This is a genomic window from uncultured Shewanella sp., assembly GCF_947491715.1.
GTDB lineage: Bacteria > Pseudomonadota > Gammaproteobacteria > Enterobacterales > Shewanellaceae > Shewanella.
On record NZ_CANLKR010000014.1, the window covers coordinates 31657 to 48682 of the forward strand.

Annotated in this window: 15 protein-coding genes and 1 riboswitch; of the genes, 5 read left to right on the plus strand and 10 right to left on the minus strand. The window is 42.9% G+C overall.

Annotated elements, in window-relative coordinates:
• Positions 1 to 22: 22 nt before the first annotated feature.
• Together Q0779_RS11305 and Q0779_RS11310 are read left to right on the plus strand one after the other, a co-directional pair.
• Positions 23 to 523 carry a porin family protein gene (locus tag Q0779_RS11305; protein WP_298772658.1) on the plus strand — a complete coding sequence of 167 codons (501 nt, stop codon included), beginning with the start codon at positions 23 to 25 and terminating at the stop codon, positions 521 to 523.
• A gap of 184 nt (positions 524 to 707) precedes the next feature.
• Positions 708 to 926, plus strand: coding sequence for a hypothetical protein (locus tag Q0779_RS11310; protein ID WP_298772659.1), 219 nt, complete (start codon positions 708 to 710; stop codon positions 924 to 926).
• A 67-nt stretch (positions 927 to 993) separates the two neighbouring features.
• Here Q0779_RS11310 and Q0779_RS11315 read toward each other — a convergent pair whose 3' ends face one another.
• The gene (locus Q0779_RS11315; RefSeq protein WP_298772751.1) at positions 994 to 2916 is read right to left on the minus strand and encodes a TonB-dependent receptor; all 1923 of its coding nucleotides are present in this window, start codon (positions 2914 to 2916) and stop codon (positions 994 to 996) included.
• Positions 2917 to 3184: 268 nt separating this feature from the next.
• Positions 3185 to 3363, minus strand: a riboswitch (cobalamin riboswitch).
• Between the two features lie 270 nt (positions 3364 to 3633).
• Here Q0779_RS11315 and rbsK point away from each other — a divergent pair.
• Positions 3634 to 4548, plus strand: coding sequence for a ribokinase (gene rbsK, locus Q0779_RS11320; RefSeq protein ID WP_298772660.1), 915 nt, complete (start codon positions 3634 to 3636; stop codon positions 4546 to 4548).
• Positions 4549 to 4782: 234 nt separating this feature from the next.
• Complete coding sequence (locus Q0779_RS11325; RefSeq protein WP_298772661.1) at positions 4783 to 6513, plus strand: transporter; 1731 nt, start codon at positions 4783 to 4785, stop codon at positions 6511 to 6513.
• 90 nt (positions 6514 to 6603) lie between these two features.
• Here Q0779_RS11325 and Q0779_RS11330 read toward each other — a convergent pair whose 3' ends face one another.
• The 5 genes from Q0779_RS11330 to ahpC form a co-directional block, all read right to left on the minus strand.
• The gene (locus Q0779_RS11330; protein ID WP_298772662.1) at positions 6604 to 7029 is read right to left on the minus strand and encodes a helix-turn-helix transcriptional regulator; all 426 of its coding nucleotides are present in this window, start codon (positions 7027 to 7029) and stop codon (positions 6604 to 6606) included.
• Positions 7026 to 7709 carry a hypothetical protein gene (locus Q0779_RS11335; protein WP_298772664.1) on the minus strand — a complete coding sequence of 228 codons (684 nt, stop codon included), beginning with the start codon at positions 7707 to 7709 and terminating at the stop codon, positions 7026 to 7028. The genes Q0779_RS11330 and Q0779_RS11335 overlap by 4 nt, the downstream gene beginning before the upstream one ends.
• A gap of 9 nt (positions 7710 to 7718) precedes the next feature.
• Complete coding sequence (locus tag Q0779_RS11340; RefSeq protein WP_298772665.1) at positions 7719 to 8147, minus strand: hypothetical protein; 429 nt, start codon at positions 8145 to 8147, stop codon at positions 7719 to 7721.
• Positions 8148 to 8483: 336 nt separating this feature from the next.
• The gene (gene ahpF, locus Q0779_RS11345; RefSeq protein ID WP_298772666.1) at positions 8484 to 10091 is read right to left on the minus strand and encodes an alkyl hydroperoxide reductase subunit F; all 1608 of its coding nucleotides are present in this window, start codon (positions 10089 to 10091) and stop codon (positions 8484 to 8486) included.
• A 257-nt stretch (positions 10092 to 10348) separates the two neighbouring features.
• On the minus strand, positions 10349 to 10918 hold the full coding sequence (ahpC, locus tag Q0779_RS11350; RefSeq protein WP_298772667.1) for an alkyl hydroperoxide reductase subunit C: 570 nt from the start codon (positions 10916 to 10918) through the stop codon (positions 10349 to 10351).
• Between the two features lie 241 nt (positions 10919 to 11159).
• On the opposite strand from ahpC, the gene Q0779_RS11355 reads away from it, so the two are divergent.
• Positions 11160 to 11975 carry a delta-class carbonic anhydrase gene (locus Q0779_RS11355; RefSeq protein WP_298772668.1) on the plus strand — a complete coding sequence of 272 codons (816 nt, stop codon included), beginning with the start codon at positions 11160 to 11162 and terminating at the stop codon, positions 11973 to 11975.
• Between the two features lie 88 nt (positions 11976 to 12063).
• Here Q0779_RS11355 and Q0779_RS11360 read toward each other — a convergent pair whose 3' ends face one another.
• The 4 genes from Q0779_RS11360 to Q0779_RS11375 all read right to left on the minus strand — a co-directional run bounded on the left by Q0779_RS11360 (position 12064) and on the right by Q0779_RS11375 (position 16833).
• Entirely contained in the window at positions 12064 to 12861 is a 798-nt protein-coding gene (locus Q0779_RS11360) for a DUF1338 domain-containing protein (RefSeq protein WP_298772669.1), read from the minus strand.
• A gap of 117 nt (positions 12862 to 12978) precedes the next feature.
• A complete protein-coding gene (gene astD / locus Q0779_RS11365) occupies positions 12979 to 14439 on the minus strand; it encodes a succinylglutamate-semialdehyde dehydrogenase (protein WP_298772670.1) in 1461 nt (486 codons plus the stop codon).
• 9 nt (positions 14440 to 14448) lie between these two features.
• Positions 14449 to 15471, minus strand: coding sequence for an arginine N-succinyltransferase (gene astA, locus Q0779_RS11370; RefSeq protein WP_298772672.1), 1023 nt, complete (start codon positions 15469 to 15471; stop codon positions 14449 to 14451).
• 144 nt (positions 15472 to 15615) lie between these two features.
• Positions 15616 to 16833 (minus strand): aspartate aminotransferase family protein, encoded by a 1218-nt coding sequence (locus Q0779_RS11375; RefSeq protein WP_298772673.1) that lies wholly within the window; start codon positions 16831 to 16833, stop codon positions 15616 to 15618.
• Positions 16834 to 17026 lie beyond the last annotated feature (193 nt).

A 17026-nucleotide genomic window follows, 5' to 3' on the forward strand; every position in this document is an offset into this window, starting at 1 on the left:
CTTATATAATCATTTAAAAAACATGAAAAAAACTATCATTCCCGCATTAATCTTTTCCACAACATGTAGCACTTCAGCCATCGCAAACACCGAAGGGTTCTATCTTGGAGGGGAATTTGGCAATACTAACCTAGAAATTGCTCGTTTAACAATTGATGATCGCGCTACAAGCTACGGTTTATACACTGGTTATCAATTTAATGACTGGTTCGCATTAGAAGGTAAAATGTCAAAAACGGGAAATTACCACCTAAACGAGGAACTTCTCCTCGAGTACAGTGATAATAGTGGCAATCAAAGGATCGCAACGGTTTATTCTCAATGGGACATATCCACGACCACTTATAGTTTGACTCCAAAATTAACTTTACAGCTCAATGACGTCTTGTCTCTTTATAGTAAATTAGGCGTTAATTATACAAAATTATCAATGGACGGAACTGTCAGCCTATTCGATGAAACCTACTTTATGTCTCACCCCAGTGATAAAACCGAAGGTTGGGGTTATACCCAAACCACTTGAAGATGCAGGATTCAGCTGGAATTAAAACGCGTTTAGGCAAGGCATTGAGTTGAGGGCTTAGTTATTCTAAGTTGATATTCAATAACGCAGAATAAAAGTGTTTTAAACCAGCCCGTTGGGAGCCTGTAAAAAGACTAACTTCTACGTTGCATCACCTCAAAAGGCAATAAGCATTCTTTCAATAATGCGCCTTGAATTAAGCCTTTTTACGGGCTCTGAAAACATGCACTTTCAAGTGGTTTGGGTATATACCTTAGCAGCTGGACTTAATACTTCACTCAATCATCACTTAGCATTACGCTTTGGTTACGAATATGCCGAAGCAGATATAAAAAGTGGTTATGGTTCAAAACTAAAAACAAAAATGTCCCAATTCAGCCTAGGGTTAAACTACACCTTTTAAGTGGTGAACTAGACGCTAGCACCACTTTCATTCAACATGAAAGCGGTGTTAGCATCAATAACGATAACTAAAAGCTGTAACCAATAGACATGGTTAATTGTCTTTCGCTACCGGTGTAATAAGTATCAGCGCCATATTGGTAGATACCAGAACTGGCATATTTTTGATTAAACACATTATCCACCCGAATACTGCCAAGCCAATCATTAAGCGTGTAATTAAGCGCGATATTCGTCAGCGTATACCCATCGAGTTTTGGGCCTGCATTAGCAAAATCCCCTTGCAAATATTGGCGGCCATGATAAACAGCCTCAACAAAGGCTTGTAAATCATCAGTCACATCGACACTGGTAAAGGCTCTCGCCGTATGCTTGGCGACCCAAGGCAAGGCTTTGCCTTTATTCTCTCCATGGGTAAATTCGGCATCAATATAATTATAATCTAGACCAACTTGCCAAGCACTTAACACTTGCCAGTCCCAATCGAGACTCGCACCATAACGCCGATTGGGATCAGCATTAATATTCGCGCCATAATACCCACCACTAGGTGATTCAGCCGATGAATCGTATAAAATTTCATTTTCTAAATCGAGACGATATACATTCACCCTAAGAGTTTGCTTGACGCCAACCCAATCCCACCCAGCTTCATAAGACTCACCCGTTTGTGGCTTTAGGCCATACACGCCGGGTGAAGTGTATGCTTGCTCATCGACTTTTGCGAAGCGATAATTTGTCTCAACCCGCACATATAAACGATGCGCATTTGTCGGTCTATAATTCAGGCCCAATTCAAATGCCGTCGCATCATTGTCTAAATCAGCGCCCTCTGGAAACGCTGTCATATCGGTTAATTCATCTTCGACATAAGCATAACGCCCTCCCGTCACTAAGCTTAGGGATGAAGTTAATGGCACCGTCACTTGGCTATAGGCGCTGATCATGTTTTGGTCATCGGTACGATTCATATAAGAAGCGGTATACTTTGCATCGCCTAAGTGATAATCAACACCTGAAATCAGATTAATAACCCCCGCATCGGTCGGAAAACTCGCCGTTACTTTGGGCTGTAGTTCTAACAAACTTCGCTCAGTTTGCAACACACTCGGGCCAGTAGAAAAAGTATAACTGGAATTAATTAATGAATCGGTATATGTCGCATCCGCTGACAATGCCCAAATATCATTAAGCTGGTGGCGATAACCGCTGCGACTGGCATTGGTCATTTCATGTTGCCAGCCTATTACGCTTCCCGCTTGACGAGGATCGGTTTGATATTGTTCAGCGCTTAAGGATCCTGGTAAGTCTTGCTCGTTATCGTAATAGCTAGTTTCAACAAAAAAATCATCCACTGCCGTTTGGTATTGCAGGCGACCTAATATTGAGCCTGTGTTATTGCTGTTATGTTTTCGGTAATTATCACTGTTGTTTTGACTACCAGCTAGATAAACACTCCAGTCATCATTAATATTCACCGACACATTCGCTCGGCCTTCAACCGTATCATGTGTCCCGCCTAGCAATTGCACCTGACCACCAGTATCCTCGGGTGAACGGGTAATGATGTTAATCACCCCACCCACAGCTTGATCGCCATACAGGACGCCCGCACTCCCCGATAATATCTCGACTCTTTCCACTAAATTAAGTGGAATCGCATCCACACTAGGCGCGGCAATATCGATGTTATTTAAGCGGCGACCGTCCATCAAAATAAGCGTGTTATTGCTGGCTTGACTGCCACTAAAGCCTCGCATTGAAAAGACTGGGCCACTATTGCTATCGGTGATTTGAATCCCGCTTTGTCCTCGCAATACATCCGTTAATGTCGTCGCACCACTGAGCGCAATGTCTGTACTGTCAATAACATTCACATTGGCAGCAATATTCAATGGCGTATTGATATTTCGGCCAATCACAGTGATCACATCGTCGATATTAGGATCCGTTGGATAAGACACGCTTTGTTTGCCTGCCTTATCTTGCATCTTATCTTCTTCGACATTTGGAGCCGAAACAGCGGCTGTCGAAAACAAAGTTGAAGACAGTAGTGAAGACAATAATGTTAATTGAAACGTTTTTGGACTATTTTTGATAACGCTTAGTAGTGGCGTTTTTTTTATGACTTGTATACCCATTTACCTTTATTCTCCCAAAGGATAAACGGAGCAAATTGTCACGTTAAATAAATTAAAGCATACTCATGGTTAGTCACTTTACTTTATTCATCGCATCTTGAGATCTGCCCACCGAAATCATCAAGATCATCTTTAAGGCCGGTCTCCGGACTTGAGTGCATTAAATAATATATTGAGTATATTATCTAATGCACCTTTACCGTTGCGGGGGCAGTGCTTGACTTTCACAAACTTCCCGATTATCCCAATGCACCTAATAAAAAAGTGGTATTCGGCACCTTAAAAACTGACCATTAGCACTGCACATCGACCTATTATTATTATGTAAGATCAACATTCAGTATTAACGTAAAACAAAAAAGGGGCGTATTCCCCAAATAAAATCATGTTTAAAAGTCATGATTTGACGGCATTATAGTGCATAGACAAAAGCCTAACAATCCATCCTTTGCATTTCATCTTTACACTTGAATAACAAAAGGCCATCCAGCCCTCTGCCTTGCATATTCAAACCACTTGGGTATATATAGGCTAACTATTTACCAGAGCCAAACAGAATATTTCACTATGACAACACTTTTAATTATAGGCAGCAGTAACATCGACCATGTGATGCGCGTCAAGCAATTCCCGACTGCGGGGCAAACCTGTATGACACAAAACTATCAAGTACAATTTGGAGGAAAAGGGGCCAATCAAGCCGTCGCCAGTGCTCGCTTATCTGCACCATCCACTAAAGTACACTTTATTAGCGCATTAGGAAGCGATCCCATTGCCAAAAACATGTGCACGCAATGGAAGAAAGATGGCCTCAACCTTGAGGCACTGACATTCATCGATAATGAAAATACCGGCAGTGCCATGATCTTTATCGATGATGACGGTGAAAACTGCATTGCAGTCAATGCGGGAGCCAATGATAAGTTATTGCCCGAAATGTTAGTTAAACAGGAAGGTTTATTCACGCAAGCCGATTTCTTACTATTACAATTAGAAACCCCTATCGACACGGTTAGGCAAGCGTTATTACTCGCTAAACAAAAGCAATGCCAAACCATACTCAATCCAGCTCCTGCAAAGCAACTTGATGCAAGCTTACTCGCTCTTGTCGACATCATTACGCCCAACGAAACGGAAGCGTATGAACTCACAGGCATCAAAGTCACCGATGATCCCAGTGCGCAGCAAGCCGCGAATGCATTACACCATATCGGCGTCAAGTGCGTCATCATTACACTTGGCAGTCAGGGGGCGTATGTCAGTGAAAAAGGCATAGGTCAATTAATATCAACCTCTCCCACTAAAGCCATTGATACTGTTGCCGCAGGTGATACTTTTAATGGTGCCCTCATGGTCATGCTAGCTGAAGGCCTGCCGTTATATGATGCGGTTCATTTTGCCAATCGAGCCGCAGGAATTACGGTCACTCGCCACGGTGCGCAAGCCGCTATTCCCAATAGAAATGAACTGACAATGGAATAAACAAGTCATTAATCGCAAAATTTCACAAAAAATGCTCCATTGACCATACTGTGCATTAGCGACTATGTTAGCCACACAGTTTGGAACTAACAATTCATGCCCCTTTAAACGAAAAATGAAATCATACAGTACTAAATGAAAACTAAGTCATATTAAACTAACACAGTCTCGAACGAGTAATGAATAGCGTCCTAAACGGATACTCTGTCACACAAAAAGGTATCAATTAATCCTATGATTGCTTTTATCTTTCACTATATTGCCAATAATCCGTTTGTATTTTTATTTCTTGCCATCAGCTTAGGTTACCCTTTAGGCAAAATAAGCATTAAAGGGATTAATTTAGGCGCCACTGCAGGCACGCTTCTGGTCAGCGTACTCATTGCCCTAAGTGCCTTTTCATTTTATGGACTCACTATCGATGCGCCAGGGCTCGTCTCTGATATTTTTCTAATGATGTTTATGTATGCCATCGGCATGAAAGTCGGGCCGCAGTTTTTTTCAGGGCTCGCCCGCGGCGGTATGGATTTTGTCGTAATTGGCCTCATCGTTGTTTTCAGTAACTTTATCATTGTGTTTTGGGGCGCCAAGCTATTCAACCTAGCCCCTGGTTATGCCGCAGGTATTATCTCTGGCAGCTATACGGTGACGGCGGTAATGGGCGTCGCGCAGTCAGCCATCACCTCAGGCGCATTTAAGGCCCCCAATGGCATCACTTTAGATCAAGTCAGTGCCAATATTGCCGCAGGTTACGCCATTAGTTATATCCTATCGAGTATTTTTATCATCCTTTTAATCAAATATCTGCCGACACTCTTTGGTAAAGATCCAATACAAGCCGGTGCTCAAGCCGAAAAAGATTTTGGCTCAGGACAAGACAATGAAGCACTGCCCAGTACTGCCGGTTTTTCCAATCTGGGCGTGTTACCGCTCGATGTGCGTGCCTATCGCGTGGAACATGAAGAATTAGTCAATCAAACACCTGAAAGCCTGTATCAACTCTATCCTCAGGCCACAGTATTACGGGTTGTTCGACAAAATAAGGTATTAAAAGCCGTAGACAATCCCAAACTCCAACTTGGCGATATTATCGGCGTTCGCGGTCAATACCATCAACTCATTGCAGAAAGTGAGAGCCACATAGGCACCGAAGTCGACGAGCCTAGAGCGCGAAACATCGATATTGAAGTCGCCGATTTGCACTTAGGTCACTCACCTTACATTGGTCGCCCCATCGCACAATTGAGCCAAGATATTGGCTTTGGTTTGTATCTTAAAGCCCTCTTCAGGCAAGGCCATCAACTGCCTATTCTGCCTCAAACCCAAATAGAAATGGGTGATGTTATTCGCGTCGCCGGATCGGATTGGTGCGTTCAGCAAGCCGCAAGCAAACTCAACTGCACGCCCATCGTTGAAAGTACACTCACCGAGACCTTTTATTTGGCGCTATCATTATTAATCGGTTACATCTGTGGCCATTTAAGCGTCAATATTTCAGGGATCCCCTTCGCACTAGGCACATCTGCAGGTTGCATGTTAACAGGGATTATTTTTTCTTTTCTGCGCACTCGTAATCCCGCTTTTGGCGGTCCCATGAGTGAAGGCGCTCGCAGCTTCTTACAAGATATAGGTTTAAGCCTGTTTGTCGCCGTTTTGGCCACCAGCGTCGGGCCTAAAATTTTAGACTCGTTCCAAGGCATTGTCGTCATTAAAATCGCCATTTTAGGCTTAATTGGCGCACTTATACCACCCCTTCTCGCTTGGCTATACGGTTTTTATATTCGTAAGATGAACCCCGCTATTTTAGCGGGTGCTTGCGCGGGGGCCCGTAATAGCACGCCGGCAATGAAGGGCGCACAAGAGATTTGCCAAAGTGACATTCCCGCTATCGGCTACCCCGTACCTTATGCCCTCACCTCAATGCTAGTGCTTATTTTGGGGTATTTAAGCATGGTGATGTATTGAATAAGTAAACGATATAAAAAAGGTGAGCTCTCTGCTCACCTTTTTTATATCGAAAATGATGTGGTCCTAAGTTAATAGAGTATTAGCCCATCAGGTTTTTAAAAGCTGTTTCATATCAAACAAAATATCAGATAACAAGCTCACCGCGCCGTGATGTAGTTCATTTTCATCGGTGGCAAGTAACAATAAATTGGCTGTTGAGGTGGCTTGATTAAGCTTAGATAGCACTTTTTCATTATCTGCTTGACTAAGTTCCAGTTTAAGGGCATTTAACACTTGGCTTTCTTCCCACTGAGGCTGCACATCATCACGACCCAGCATAAACTCTTCACTCGATGAATCTTGCATTAAATGATGTCGACTGATAAAACCAAACAACTTACACAACTTACCCTTACTGGGCTCAGCTTCACCCGCTTGCCACTGACCAATCTCAGATTCTTTTACGCCCATTATTCTCGCCAACTCAGAGATACTCAAATCAAAACGCTTGGCAATACTTTCCAGTTCCTTCACAGTCTTACTCCCTTCATTCTTTGTTTTTGATTGATCCCCGCCTTAACAGCGAAATAGCTGATCATCACCAGTATTGACATCTCAGCAATGCTCAAAGGAAAACGCACATAGCGATAAATGTCATAAAAAAACCTTGGTTCAAACCCTATAAAATAATGCCCTAACACATCATTACGCAGCAAATCTTCTGTACCCGTTAATAGATTTGTGAGGACAAATAAACTGGATACAATCAGCAATAAATATTCCTGTGCGAAGCGTTTATAATGCACATTGAGCTTGAGAGCATTGGCTATGGGACCACGATACCAAATCAGTGCCATTACCAGCACGTCATAGCCAATATAAGTAAAGTAAAACACCCAGCTGGGCACTTGGGTTAATAGATACGTATTTAGCCACAACAGATCGATTAATTTTATCGATGCTGGGATGGCTAATAAATAGGCCCAGTTAGGAAAGCGTCGACACATCACTACACTAACAACTAAAGCTAGCCCCAAACTGGTACTCTCTAACCAATACAACTCTCTAAATAAGACTGAAATCAATATCGTGAGGGCCAACACACCACCAACAACAAAAGCGCCTAACCATAACAGCGATTTATGTTTGGCAAAATAGATCGCGCTTGAGCCAATACAACCTAACCCTAATAACGCAACTAACCACACATCCATTTTCAGTCCTTAACTTGCCACCAGAAAAGTACTGAACTTAAGAACAGGCTGACCGCCACCGCTCATCGGCACCGACGGTACCCAGCCTCCAAAATCACTCAATAAAGCCACATTTTTTAGATCAGGCTGACCACCACCGCTACTCGGCGCTGGCAGTACCCAGCCTCCAAAATCACTCAACAAGGCTGTGTTTTTGAGGTCAGGTTGCCCCCCCCCACTCATCGGCATTGGCGGCACCCAAGTTTCACTGTCAGTCAGCAACGCCGTATTTTGACTATCAGGTTGTTCCATTCTCTTCTTCACGAACGTCTGCACTTTCATGAGTAAACCGGTGGGCGTTAATGCTTGGGTCACAGGAATGACGGATACTATTTCAGTCTGTTGTTGTAAGGCTTGATACACATCAGCATTATCTAAACTGTCAATGTTTTGCGGCATATCCATTATCATTATTATTGTCCTTGTAAGATCTTTGCCAACATCGCATTGAACCAATAGTTCCATGCATGGCATTAAGAAATGATTGAGACACTTTTAGATTGTCTCTAAAAGCTCAAAGTTACCTCATTTTTATCACAAAACCATCAAATATTTAACTAAAATCGTTTTTTCCAAAAAATTAATCCCTATAAATCACAAAAGAGCCGACTATCGAGTCGGCTCTTTTGTGATTTATCGTTCTTTTATGGATTATCGTTTTAGAGCAAATAGCGACTTTTTCCTTCTAACACTATTCACTGTTATGTCCGTTATAACCGTTATAAAAGATGTCCGCTAAGCGGCTTGCTCGTCTATCCTTGCGGTATCATCCATCTCATCTTGGCTGCGAATGAGGTGATCAAATGCTCCAAGTGATGCGGTGGCGCCGCTGCCCATGGCGATGATAATTTGTTTGTAAGCCGAGTTAGTCACATCGCCTGCTGCAAACACCCCCGGTATGGATGTTTGTCCTTTTCCATCGACAATGATCTCGCCTCTTGAGGTTAAATCAATCGTCTCTTTTAACCATTCACTGTTTGGCACTAAACCAATTTGTACAAAAATACCTTCAAGTGTAATGTGATGAGACTCCCCAGTGACTCTGTCGGTATAGTTAAGCCCGTTAACTCGCTTGCCATCCCCTGTCACTTCCGTCGTCATGGCTTGAGTAATAATGTCAATATTCCCCATAGAGCGGGCTTTTCTTTGTAACACCTCATCGGCTCTTAAACTTAAATCAAACTCTAATACTGTCACATGCTCCACTATATTGGCCAAATCAATTGCCGCTTCTATGCCTGAATTACCGCCACCTATGACTGCTACACGCTTACCTTTAAACAATGGACCATCACAGTGAGGGCAATATGCCACGCCTTTACCGCGATATTCTTGCTCACCAGGTACATTCATTTCACGCCAACGTGCCCCTGTTGCCAACAATACAGTACGACTCTTGATCACAGCACCGCTTTCTAACGCAAGTTCAAATAACGGCCCCAATTTTTTGTCAGACTGAAGTGATAATGCTCGCTGATTATCCATAATATCAACATCATAATCATTCACATGGGCTTCAAGGTTCGCCACCAGTTTTGGGCCTTCGGTGGCCTTAACAGAAATAAAGTTTTCAATGCCAACAGTTTCGGCCACTTGACCACCAAATTTATCCGCAACAATCCCCGTTCTGAGTCCTTTACGTGCTGCATAAATGGCTGCCGATGCGCCAGCAGGGCCACCTCCAACCACTAAGACTTCAAAGGGCTCTTTTTCATTTAATTTTTCTGCTTGCCTGCTTTGGGCATTCACATCAATTTTATTTAAAATATCCACGACAGTGATACGGCCAACGGAGAAAGGCTCACCATTTAAAAAGACGGATGGCACCGCCATAACATTTCGCTCATCAACCTCTTCTTGGAACAAAGCACCATCGATCATCACATGCTGAATATTGGGATTAATTGCCGCCATCATATTTAAGGCTTGTACCACTTCAGGGCAAGTTTGGCAGCTTAAGGAGACATAGGTTTCGAAACGATATTCACCCGTTAGCGCACTGATTTGCTCAATCAATTCAGGCGCTAATTTAATGGGATGCCCACCTGTATGCAGTAAGGCCAATACTAAAGAAGTAAACTCATGCCCCATGGGCACACCTGCAAAAGTCATACTGGTTTGCGCTTGAGCGGATTGAAAAGGAGCTGTCACCTTCATTGAAGGCGTCCGATCTCCCACTTGTGAGGTTAATGTCACTAAGTCAGACAGCTGAGTAATATCCTGAGCTAAACTGGCTAACTCTTTTGCTTTAGCCGTATCATCTGCCGATACGACAAGTTCAACTGGACGCTTAAGGTTCTGTAAATAGGTTTTCAGTTGAGTTTTCACATTCGCATCTAACATAACGACTCCTAAGATAACAATAATGGCTCACGGGCTCTAAACAGAAAAAATAAAAGAAAGAACAAAAAACAAAAAAGATTGAGCCCGTCGGTCAGGGGGGACAGGCTCAACCTGGTCAATTGAATGACTCAAACTCGCAAAGAGTCACTCAATATTTCTCACAATCGAACGTTAGATTTTACCGACCAAATCTAATGAAGGTGAAAGAATACTCATCACTTCACCTTCTCACTCAAATGGTAGGCCACCACAAAGGATTAGATTTTACCGACTAAATCTAATGAAGGCGCAAGCGTCTCTTCACCTGGCTGCCATGCTGCTGGGCAAACTTCCCCATCATGCGTTGCAACATACTGAGCTGCTTGAATTTTACGAATCAGTTCAGATGCACTTCGGCCGATACCTAAATCATGAATTTCAGCCACTTTAATTTGACCTTCAGGATTAATCACAAAAGTACCACGCAGTGCTAAACCATCTTCTTCAATCATCACACCGAAGTTTCGGCTGATTTTTCCTGTTGGATCGCCAATCATTGGGTATTGAATTTTATTAATGGTATCTGAACTGTCATGCCACGCTTTATGAGTAAAATGTGTATCGGTAGACACTGAGTAAACTTCAACACCCATGTCTTGCAGTTTTTGATAGTGATCCGCTAAGTCGCCTAATTCAGTTGGACAAACAAAAGTAAAATCAGCTGGGTAGAAGAAAACCACTGACCACTTACCGAGTAAATCTTGCTCTGTTACAGGGTGAAAATCACCTTTATGAAAAGCCGTTGCTGAGAAAGGTTGAACTTGAGTATTGATAATTGATTGATACATATCTTGCTCCAAAATGCGAAAATAAAGTCTGTGTTTTGTTTCGATGCAAGAATAATAGAACAAGCGTTAAATTAAATATAACGGATAAAACCTATTGGTTTAATCGGTTTTTTAGAACAAAGAGTCAAGAAGCATAACAATTTCATTTTAAACATTAAAAACAATAAGTTAAAAAAATATATTCGAGTTAATTATTCACTATACTTAGTACTAACACCCTATTGAACAAAAGGATTTGACCATGCACTTAATCATTCAAAAAGTGTCTCTCTCAGCCTTACTTTTTAGCCTCATACTTATCACTCAAACCACGCTTGCAATGGAAGATGAGCTTGCCTGTGAAGGGTTTGGCCCACAAGCGCCCAGAAATATCAAACAAGGTGAAGGAGCAAATAGTCAACGATTTGGTATTGCACCACCTTATACTCAAATGAATTTATGTAATATCCACTTTCACTATAATGCCGAGCACAAAGCGAAAGCCTTTAATATTTATGCCGGAAAAGGTGATGCAAAGGGGCTCGGAGGCGGATATCAATGTAAAATCAGCCAAAATTTAAATTATGCAGAAGTCATGCCTGTTCCTGGTAATATGTGTGATGGACTCATACCAGGCAATACTGTCGAAGTCCATTGGGTCTATTCATCCTGTGATGTCCAGCCCGGTGTGGGGCTCGCCGCTTGCTCTACGGCTCAATGTGTGAATCCAAGTTTACGCGTTGAAGCGCAAGTGTTCACTCTGGTCAATGATGACAGCGCCACTAACTTTAATGACTTTACTTATGATGTCGAAAAGCATAGCAATTTTTATCAAACCAAAGCGCTGCCTTTAGATACAGGACAACCCATTGAGTTTCTAGGTTCTACCACTGGCCCCCAATACAGTCAGCTTCACTGCTCAAATAAAAGCGTGACTTGGAGTGTACGTCCCCTATGTGAAAAACTGGACATCACTAGTTTAGGAAAATGGTGCGAGAGTAATGTATTTGAAGAAGTGAAAGCTCATGGTGTTAGAAGCTTAGTCATTAACCCTGCACAATTATCGAGTATTGATTAGATTTCAATTCCCCCATTACCAAAAAGAAGCCACTCATTTGAGTGGCTTCTTCAATTACCAATATTAACTAAAATACCGATTGAAAATATTAATTTACGTTAGTGCTTTCAAAGATTTTATCGGCAGAGGCGGCAACAAATCCCGTATAAAGCTCACCATTTGGCATAGTATAACGTAGAGCAAATTCATAGAAACAACTTGGAATTTCAACGTTTTTATCGCTAAATGCCATGTTGATTTTATCGGCCATCGTCGATGACTGCTCAAGTAATACCTCAGGCGAGCCTTTCACTTCACCACCCACCGCATTCAGCACAAAACCCGCCTCTTTCAATGCTTGGTTTACATCAATAATATTCTCGAAATTCGGCAAATGATTAATCGAAACAGTAAAGTGATTAGCTCGATAACCAAAAGCCGCCACCCAAGCAGCGTACTCGCTTTCGGCTAATAATGTTTCATAAGTATTAGCATTCAAATCCCAATGACGACCTGAATATAAAAAATTATCCGCAGTGACAACACTGGCATCCATTTCATCAATGAAGCCCGTCACTATCTTTTGTAATTCAGGACTAAACTCTTCAACCAGAAGTTCTGAGATAAAGACTTTAGGTTGAGTGCTATCTGGGTGCTCAAAATGTTTCGCGACCAGTTTTTTGGCCTCAAAATTATAATCACCGCAAGCCACATAACCGATTGACTCAAAATGCTTAGCTAACACATCAATATTCACTTTGGCGATGTTGAACGTCCGCAGCGCAATATGATCATTAATAATCGTCTCGCCATTGGCCAGTAGCTGATGCACTTTTGCCGCCGATGGGGTCATTTGAATATAATCTTGCCACAATGCATCAAACAGTGTGTCGACATGGGTATGCATTTATCACTCCTTTAGAACATTGAAGCAGCAGATAAAAGCAACCCCAATGAACATACACTAAACAACAGGAAAAAAGGACGCTGACTGAAACAAATATCAGTAAAACGCCCCCTCATATTATAGGTGTAAACCTGGACTTAAGCTTGCGGGTAAACTCACCGCATCTGCTTCAACTGACGCCACAGGGTAAGCACAATAATCTGCCGCATAAAACGCGCTGGCCCTGTGATTACCTGACGCGCCCACGCCACCAAAAGGTGCCGATCCTGAAGCGCCTGTAATTTGTTTATTCCAATTGACTATTCCTGCACGAATGCGAGCAAGGAAGTAATCATAATCGTCACGGCTGTCGCTTAACAATCCAGCCGATAAACCATAACGGGTATTATTGGCAAGTTGAATGGCTTCATCAAAATCACTGTAACGTACCACTTGTAATAGTGGACCGAAATACTCCTCATCCGGTAATTCTGACACATTAGAGACATCAATCAAGCCTGGAGAAACGAGACCCGTTCCCGCTTCAATGTGAGTCAGCTCCACTAAACTAGTCGCACCTAAGTCAATCAAAGATTGTTGAGCTGTCACCATGCCTTTTGCGGCGGCCTCAGAGATCATACTGCCCATAAATGGCTGCGGCTGAGCATTCCAAGGGCCCACTTGTATGTTTTTTACCGCACTGGCAAGCTGCGCTAATAAACGGTCACCTTGCTCACCTTTTTGTACATACAAACGGCGAGCACAAGTACAACGTTGACCTGATGAAATATAAGCCGACTGAATGATATCGTGAACGGCCGCTTTCGTGTCATTGACATCTTTAATAATGAGCGGGTTATTCCCCCCCATTTCAAGCGCCAAGATTTTCCCCGGATCCCCTGCATTTTGCTGATGCAATATATGACCTGTACGCGAGCTTCCCGTAAAGAAAAGCCCATCGATTTGAGTATGTGACGCGAGCGCTTTACCCGTCTCAACTTCACCTTGTACTAAGTTAATCACCCCTTGAGGTAACCCAGCTTGTTGCCAAAGTTGTAACATGAACTCAGCCACTTTTGGCGTCAGCTCAGATGGCTTAAAGACCACAGTATTGCCTGCAAGTAATGCCGGTACAATATGACCGTTCGGCAAATGTCCTGGGAAATTGTATGGACCAAAAACGGCTACCACACCGTGAGGTTTATGACGCAATACCGCACGTCCTGCCGGCGTATCATTTTCTGACGATCCCGTACGTTTATGGTAAGCGGCAACGGATAAACCAATTTTACCTATCATGGCACCGGCTTCCGTTGCCGTTTCCCATTGCGGTTTACCGGTTTCTTGAGCAATCACTTCTGCCAGTTCCGCTTTATTCGCTTCTAGCTGCTCACGGTATGCTTCAATAATCGCTAAACGCGCGTCAAAACCCAGCATAAACCAATCAAATTGTGCTTCACGCGCAGCCATCACAGCCGCGTCTACTTGCTCAGGTGTCGCAGTTTGTCCACGCCAAATAGTGTCTTGATTGGCTGGATTTTTTGAAGTCACTTCGTGACCGAGACCAGCAATCCACTGACCTTGAATAAATTGTGTCATATTAATTTCCTACAATGCCAAAATACGCACTTGCTGATCTTGTTCAACAAGTAACGCAGCGGCTAATTCCGGTGACAAGATAACCTCATCGCTATCGTCGCTTATCTTTAACAGCGCCGAAGTGGCTCGGTAATCTTTTAAAAGTGTATTTGAGAGTATAAATTTTGATGTTGCCTCTGGCATCTCGCCAATCGTCACGTTCAATAAGCGACTTTCTCTGACAGAACGAATGTCATTTAAGTTACATTCAACCGTTGGGCCGCCATCAAAAATATCCACATAACCGCGCCACCTAAAGCCTTCCGCTTCAAGCAGGTTTAATGCTGGACGGGTATTGGTATGAACTTCACCAATCACTTTTTGGGCTTCTTCTGGTAACAGGCAAACGTACACGGCATGTTTTGGCATCATTTCAGCCATAAAAGCTTTTTTACCTAAACCAGAAAGATAATCGGCTTCGACAAAGTCGATGCCAATAAAGTTTTTTTGCAACCAACCATAAAAAGGGGAATTGCCTTGTGCATCACAATCGCCGCGCATTTCAGCTATCACAGTATCACCAAAACGATGGGCATGCTGGGCTAAAAATAAAAAACGGCTACGAGACAGCATGCGTCCATTATTATTTTTCCGATAAGTATCACGTAAAAACAAAGTACACAGCTCTGCCGCCCCCGTATAATCATGACACAGGGTTAACGTTTCAGCCTCATTACGTACATCAATCTGTTTAGAGTGATACACTTCTGTGCCTAAACGGTAATGATAGAAGGCATCTTCCATTCCTACAGCGGCTTCGAGCCCACAAGTACCGACGACTTCTTGCGTGTCGGTATCTTCAAGCACCATCAAATAGCCTTCATCAAAAGGGCTCTCTATGATGTCTTTTTGAAAAGAAGCTTCTACTCGGGCAATTTTACTTTTCAGTAGTTTTTCATTGACGGGTAAAGAGGTAAATCCATGACCGGACTCTTCTGCAATGCGATGGAGTGCTTCATAATCACTCGATCGAATAGGACGTATAATTAACATCTATGATGTCTCCTCATTGTAACTTGGCTGTCAACTCCTTCCATGCCTGACAAAAGCACGACAAACTGCTGATAGCATTCATGTCTCAGCATTCCTTCAGCCAACACAAAAGAGCCTTAATTTATAAGGCTCTTTTTACCCGTTTTATGCCGTAAATATTTTAGCGACAGCACGTTCAAAACGTGCTAAACCTTCTTCGATATCTGCATGTGAAATCACTAAAGAAGGCGTGAAACGCACAACGTTAGCGCCCGCAATGAGACACATTAGCCCTTCTTCGGCAGAGGCAACAAGGAAGTCTTTTGCTCGGCCTGCAAACGTCTCATTCATTACACCGCCAATTAATAATCCTTTACCACGTACTTCGGAAAAAACGTCATATTTTTCATTAATCTTATTCAATCCATCTCGGAACAATTGCTCACGCTCTTTCACGCCCGCTAAGACCTCTGGAGTATTAACCACATCAAGCACAGCATTACCCACAGCACACGCCAATGGGTTACCACCATAGGTTGAACCATGAGTACCAATCTTCAAGTGAGTGGCAATATCCGCTTTGGTGAGCATTGCGGCAATTGGGAATCCACCACCTAAGGCTTTTGCTGTGGTTAAAATATCTGGAACCACATTCGATGACATATACGCATAAAGCTCACCGGTACGACCCACACCTGTTTGCACTTCATCAAAAATGAGCAATGCATTGTGCTTGTCACATAGGGCGCGAACAGCCGCTAAAAATTCAGGATCAGCATCAATAATACCTCCTTCACCTTGAAGTGGCTCCATCATCACAGCACAGGTTTTATCTGAAATCAGTGCTTCAAGTGCCGCAATATCATTAAAAGGCACATGAGAAATACTCTCAGGTTTAGGGCCAAAACCATCAGAATAAGCGGCTTGACCACCCACACTCACAGTGAAAAACGTACGACCATGGAAGGCTTTGTCAAACGCAATGATTTGATCTTTCTCAGGACCAAACTTATCTAACGCAAAACGACGAGCAAGTTTTAAGGCCGCTTCATTCGCTTCTGCACCAGAGTTGGCAAAATAAACGCGATCAGCAAAGGTCGCATTCACCAATTTAGTCGCCAAGGCTAATGCTGGCTCATTGGTCATCACATTGGATAAATGCCATAACTTCTCACCCTGATCTTTTAATGCGCCCACCAATGCAGGGTGACAATGCCCTAGACAGTTCACCGCAATACCACCAGCAAAATCGATAAATTCTTTACCCGTCTGATCCCATACTCGGCTACCCTCACCGCGCACAGGAATAACAGCCGAAGGCGCATAATTAGGCACCATGACTTCATCAAATTGGGCTCTTGTTAAATTAATGTCAATGCTCATTGCTTCTGATCCTTTCTAGTTATAACGGTAAAAACCGTCCGTAGTCACCTAATATCCCCCACAAAACTTGGGGCTTACACGGCGACTTGTATTACGATAAGGACATTATTAGCTAAAATGTGATCAAAATGCCAGTTTTTCACAAACTCTATTCACCCATGATTGGCTTTTAATGCATAAAGATTAGAAAAAT

Coding starts and splice junctions, on each gene's coding strand:
- astA (WP_298772672.1), bottom strand. CDS start 15,471: ATGTTAATTATACGTCCTATTCGATCGAGTGATTATGAAGCACTCCAT.
- Q0779_RS11340 (WP_298772665.1), bottom strand. CDS start 8,147: ATGCCGCAAAACATTGACAGTTTAGATAATGCTGATGTGTATCAAGCC.
- astD (WP_298772670.1), bottom strand. CDS start 14,439: ATGACACAATTTATTCAAGGTCAGTGGATTGCTGGTCTCGGTCACGAA.
- Q0779_RS11360 (WP_298772669.1), bottom strand. CDS start 12,861: ATGCATACCCATGTCGACACACTGTTTGATGCATTGTGGCAAGATTAT.
- ahpC (WP_298772667.1), bottom strand. CDS start 10,918: ATGTATCAATCAATTATCAATACTCAAGTTCAACCTTTCTCAGCAACG.
- Q0779_RS11355 (WP_298772668.1), top strand. CDS start 11,160: ATGCACTTAATCATTCAAAAAGTGTCTCTCTCAGCCTTACTTTTTAGC.
- rbsK (WP_298772660.1), top strand. CDS start 3,634: ATGACAACACTTTTAATTATAGGCAGCAGTAACATCGACCATGTGATG.
- ahpF (WP_298772666.1), bottom strand. CDS start 10,091: ATGTTAGATGCGAATGTGAAAACTCAACTGAAAACCTATTTACAGAAC.
- Q0779_RS11305 (WP_298772658.1), top strand. CDS start 23: ATGAAAAAAACTATCATTCCCGCATTAATCTTTTCCACAACATGTAGC.
- Q0779_RS11375 (WP_298772673.1), bottom strand. CDS start 16,833: ATGAGCATTGACATTAATTTAACAAGAGCCCAATTTGATGAAGTCATG.
- Q0779_RS11315 (WP_298772751.1), bottom strand. CDS start 2,916: ATGCAAGATAAGGCAGGCAAACAAAGCGTGTCTTATCCAACGGATCCT.
- Q0779_RS11335 (WP_298772664.1), bottom strand. CDS start 7,709: ATGGATGTGTGGTTAGTTGCGTTATTAGGGTTAGGTTGTATTGGCTCA.
- Q0779_RS11310 (WP_298772659.1), top strand. CDS start 708: ATGCGCCTTGAATTAAGCCTTTTTACGGGCTCTGAAAACATGCACTTT.
- Q0779_RS11325 (WP_298772661.1), top strand. CDS start 4,783: ATGATTGCTTTTATCTTTCACTATATTGCCAATAATCCGTTTGTATTT.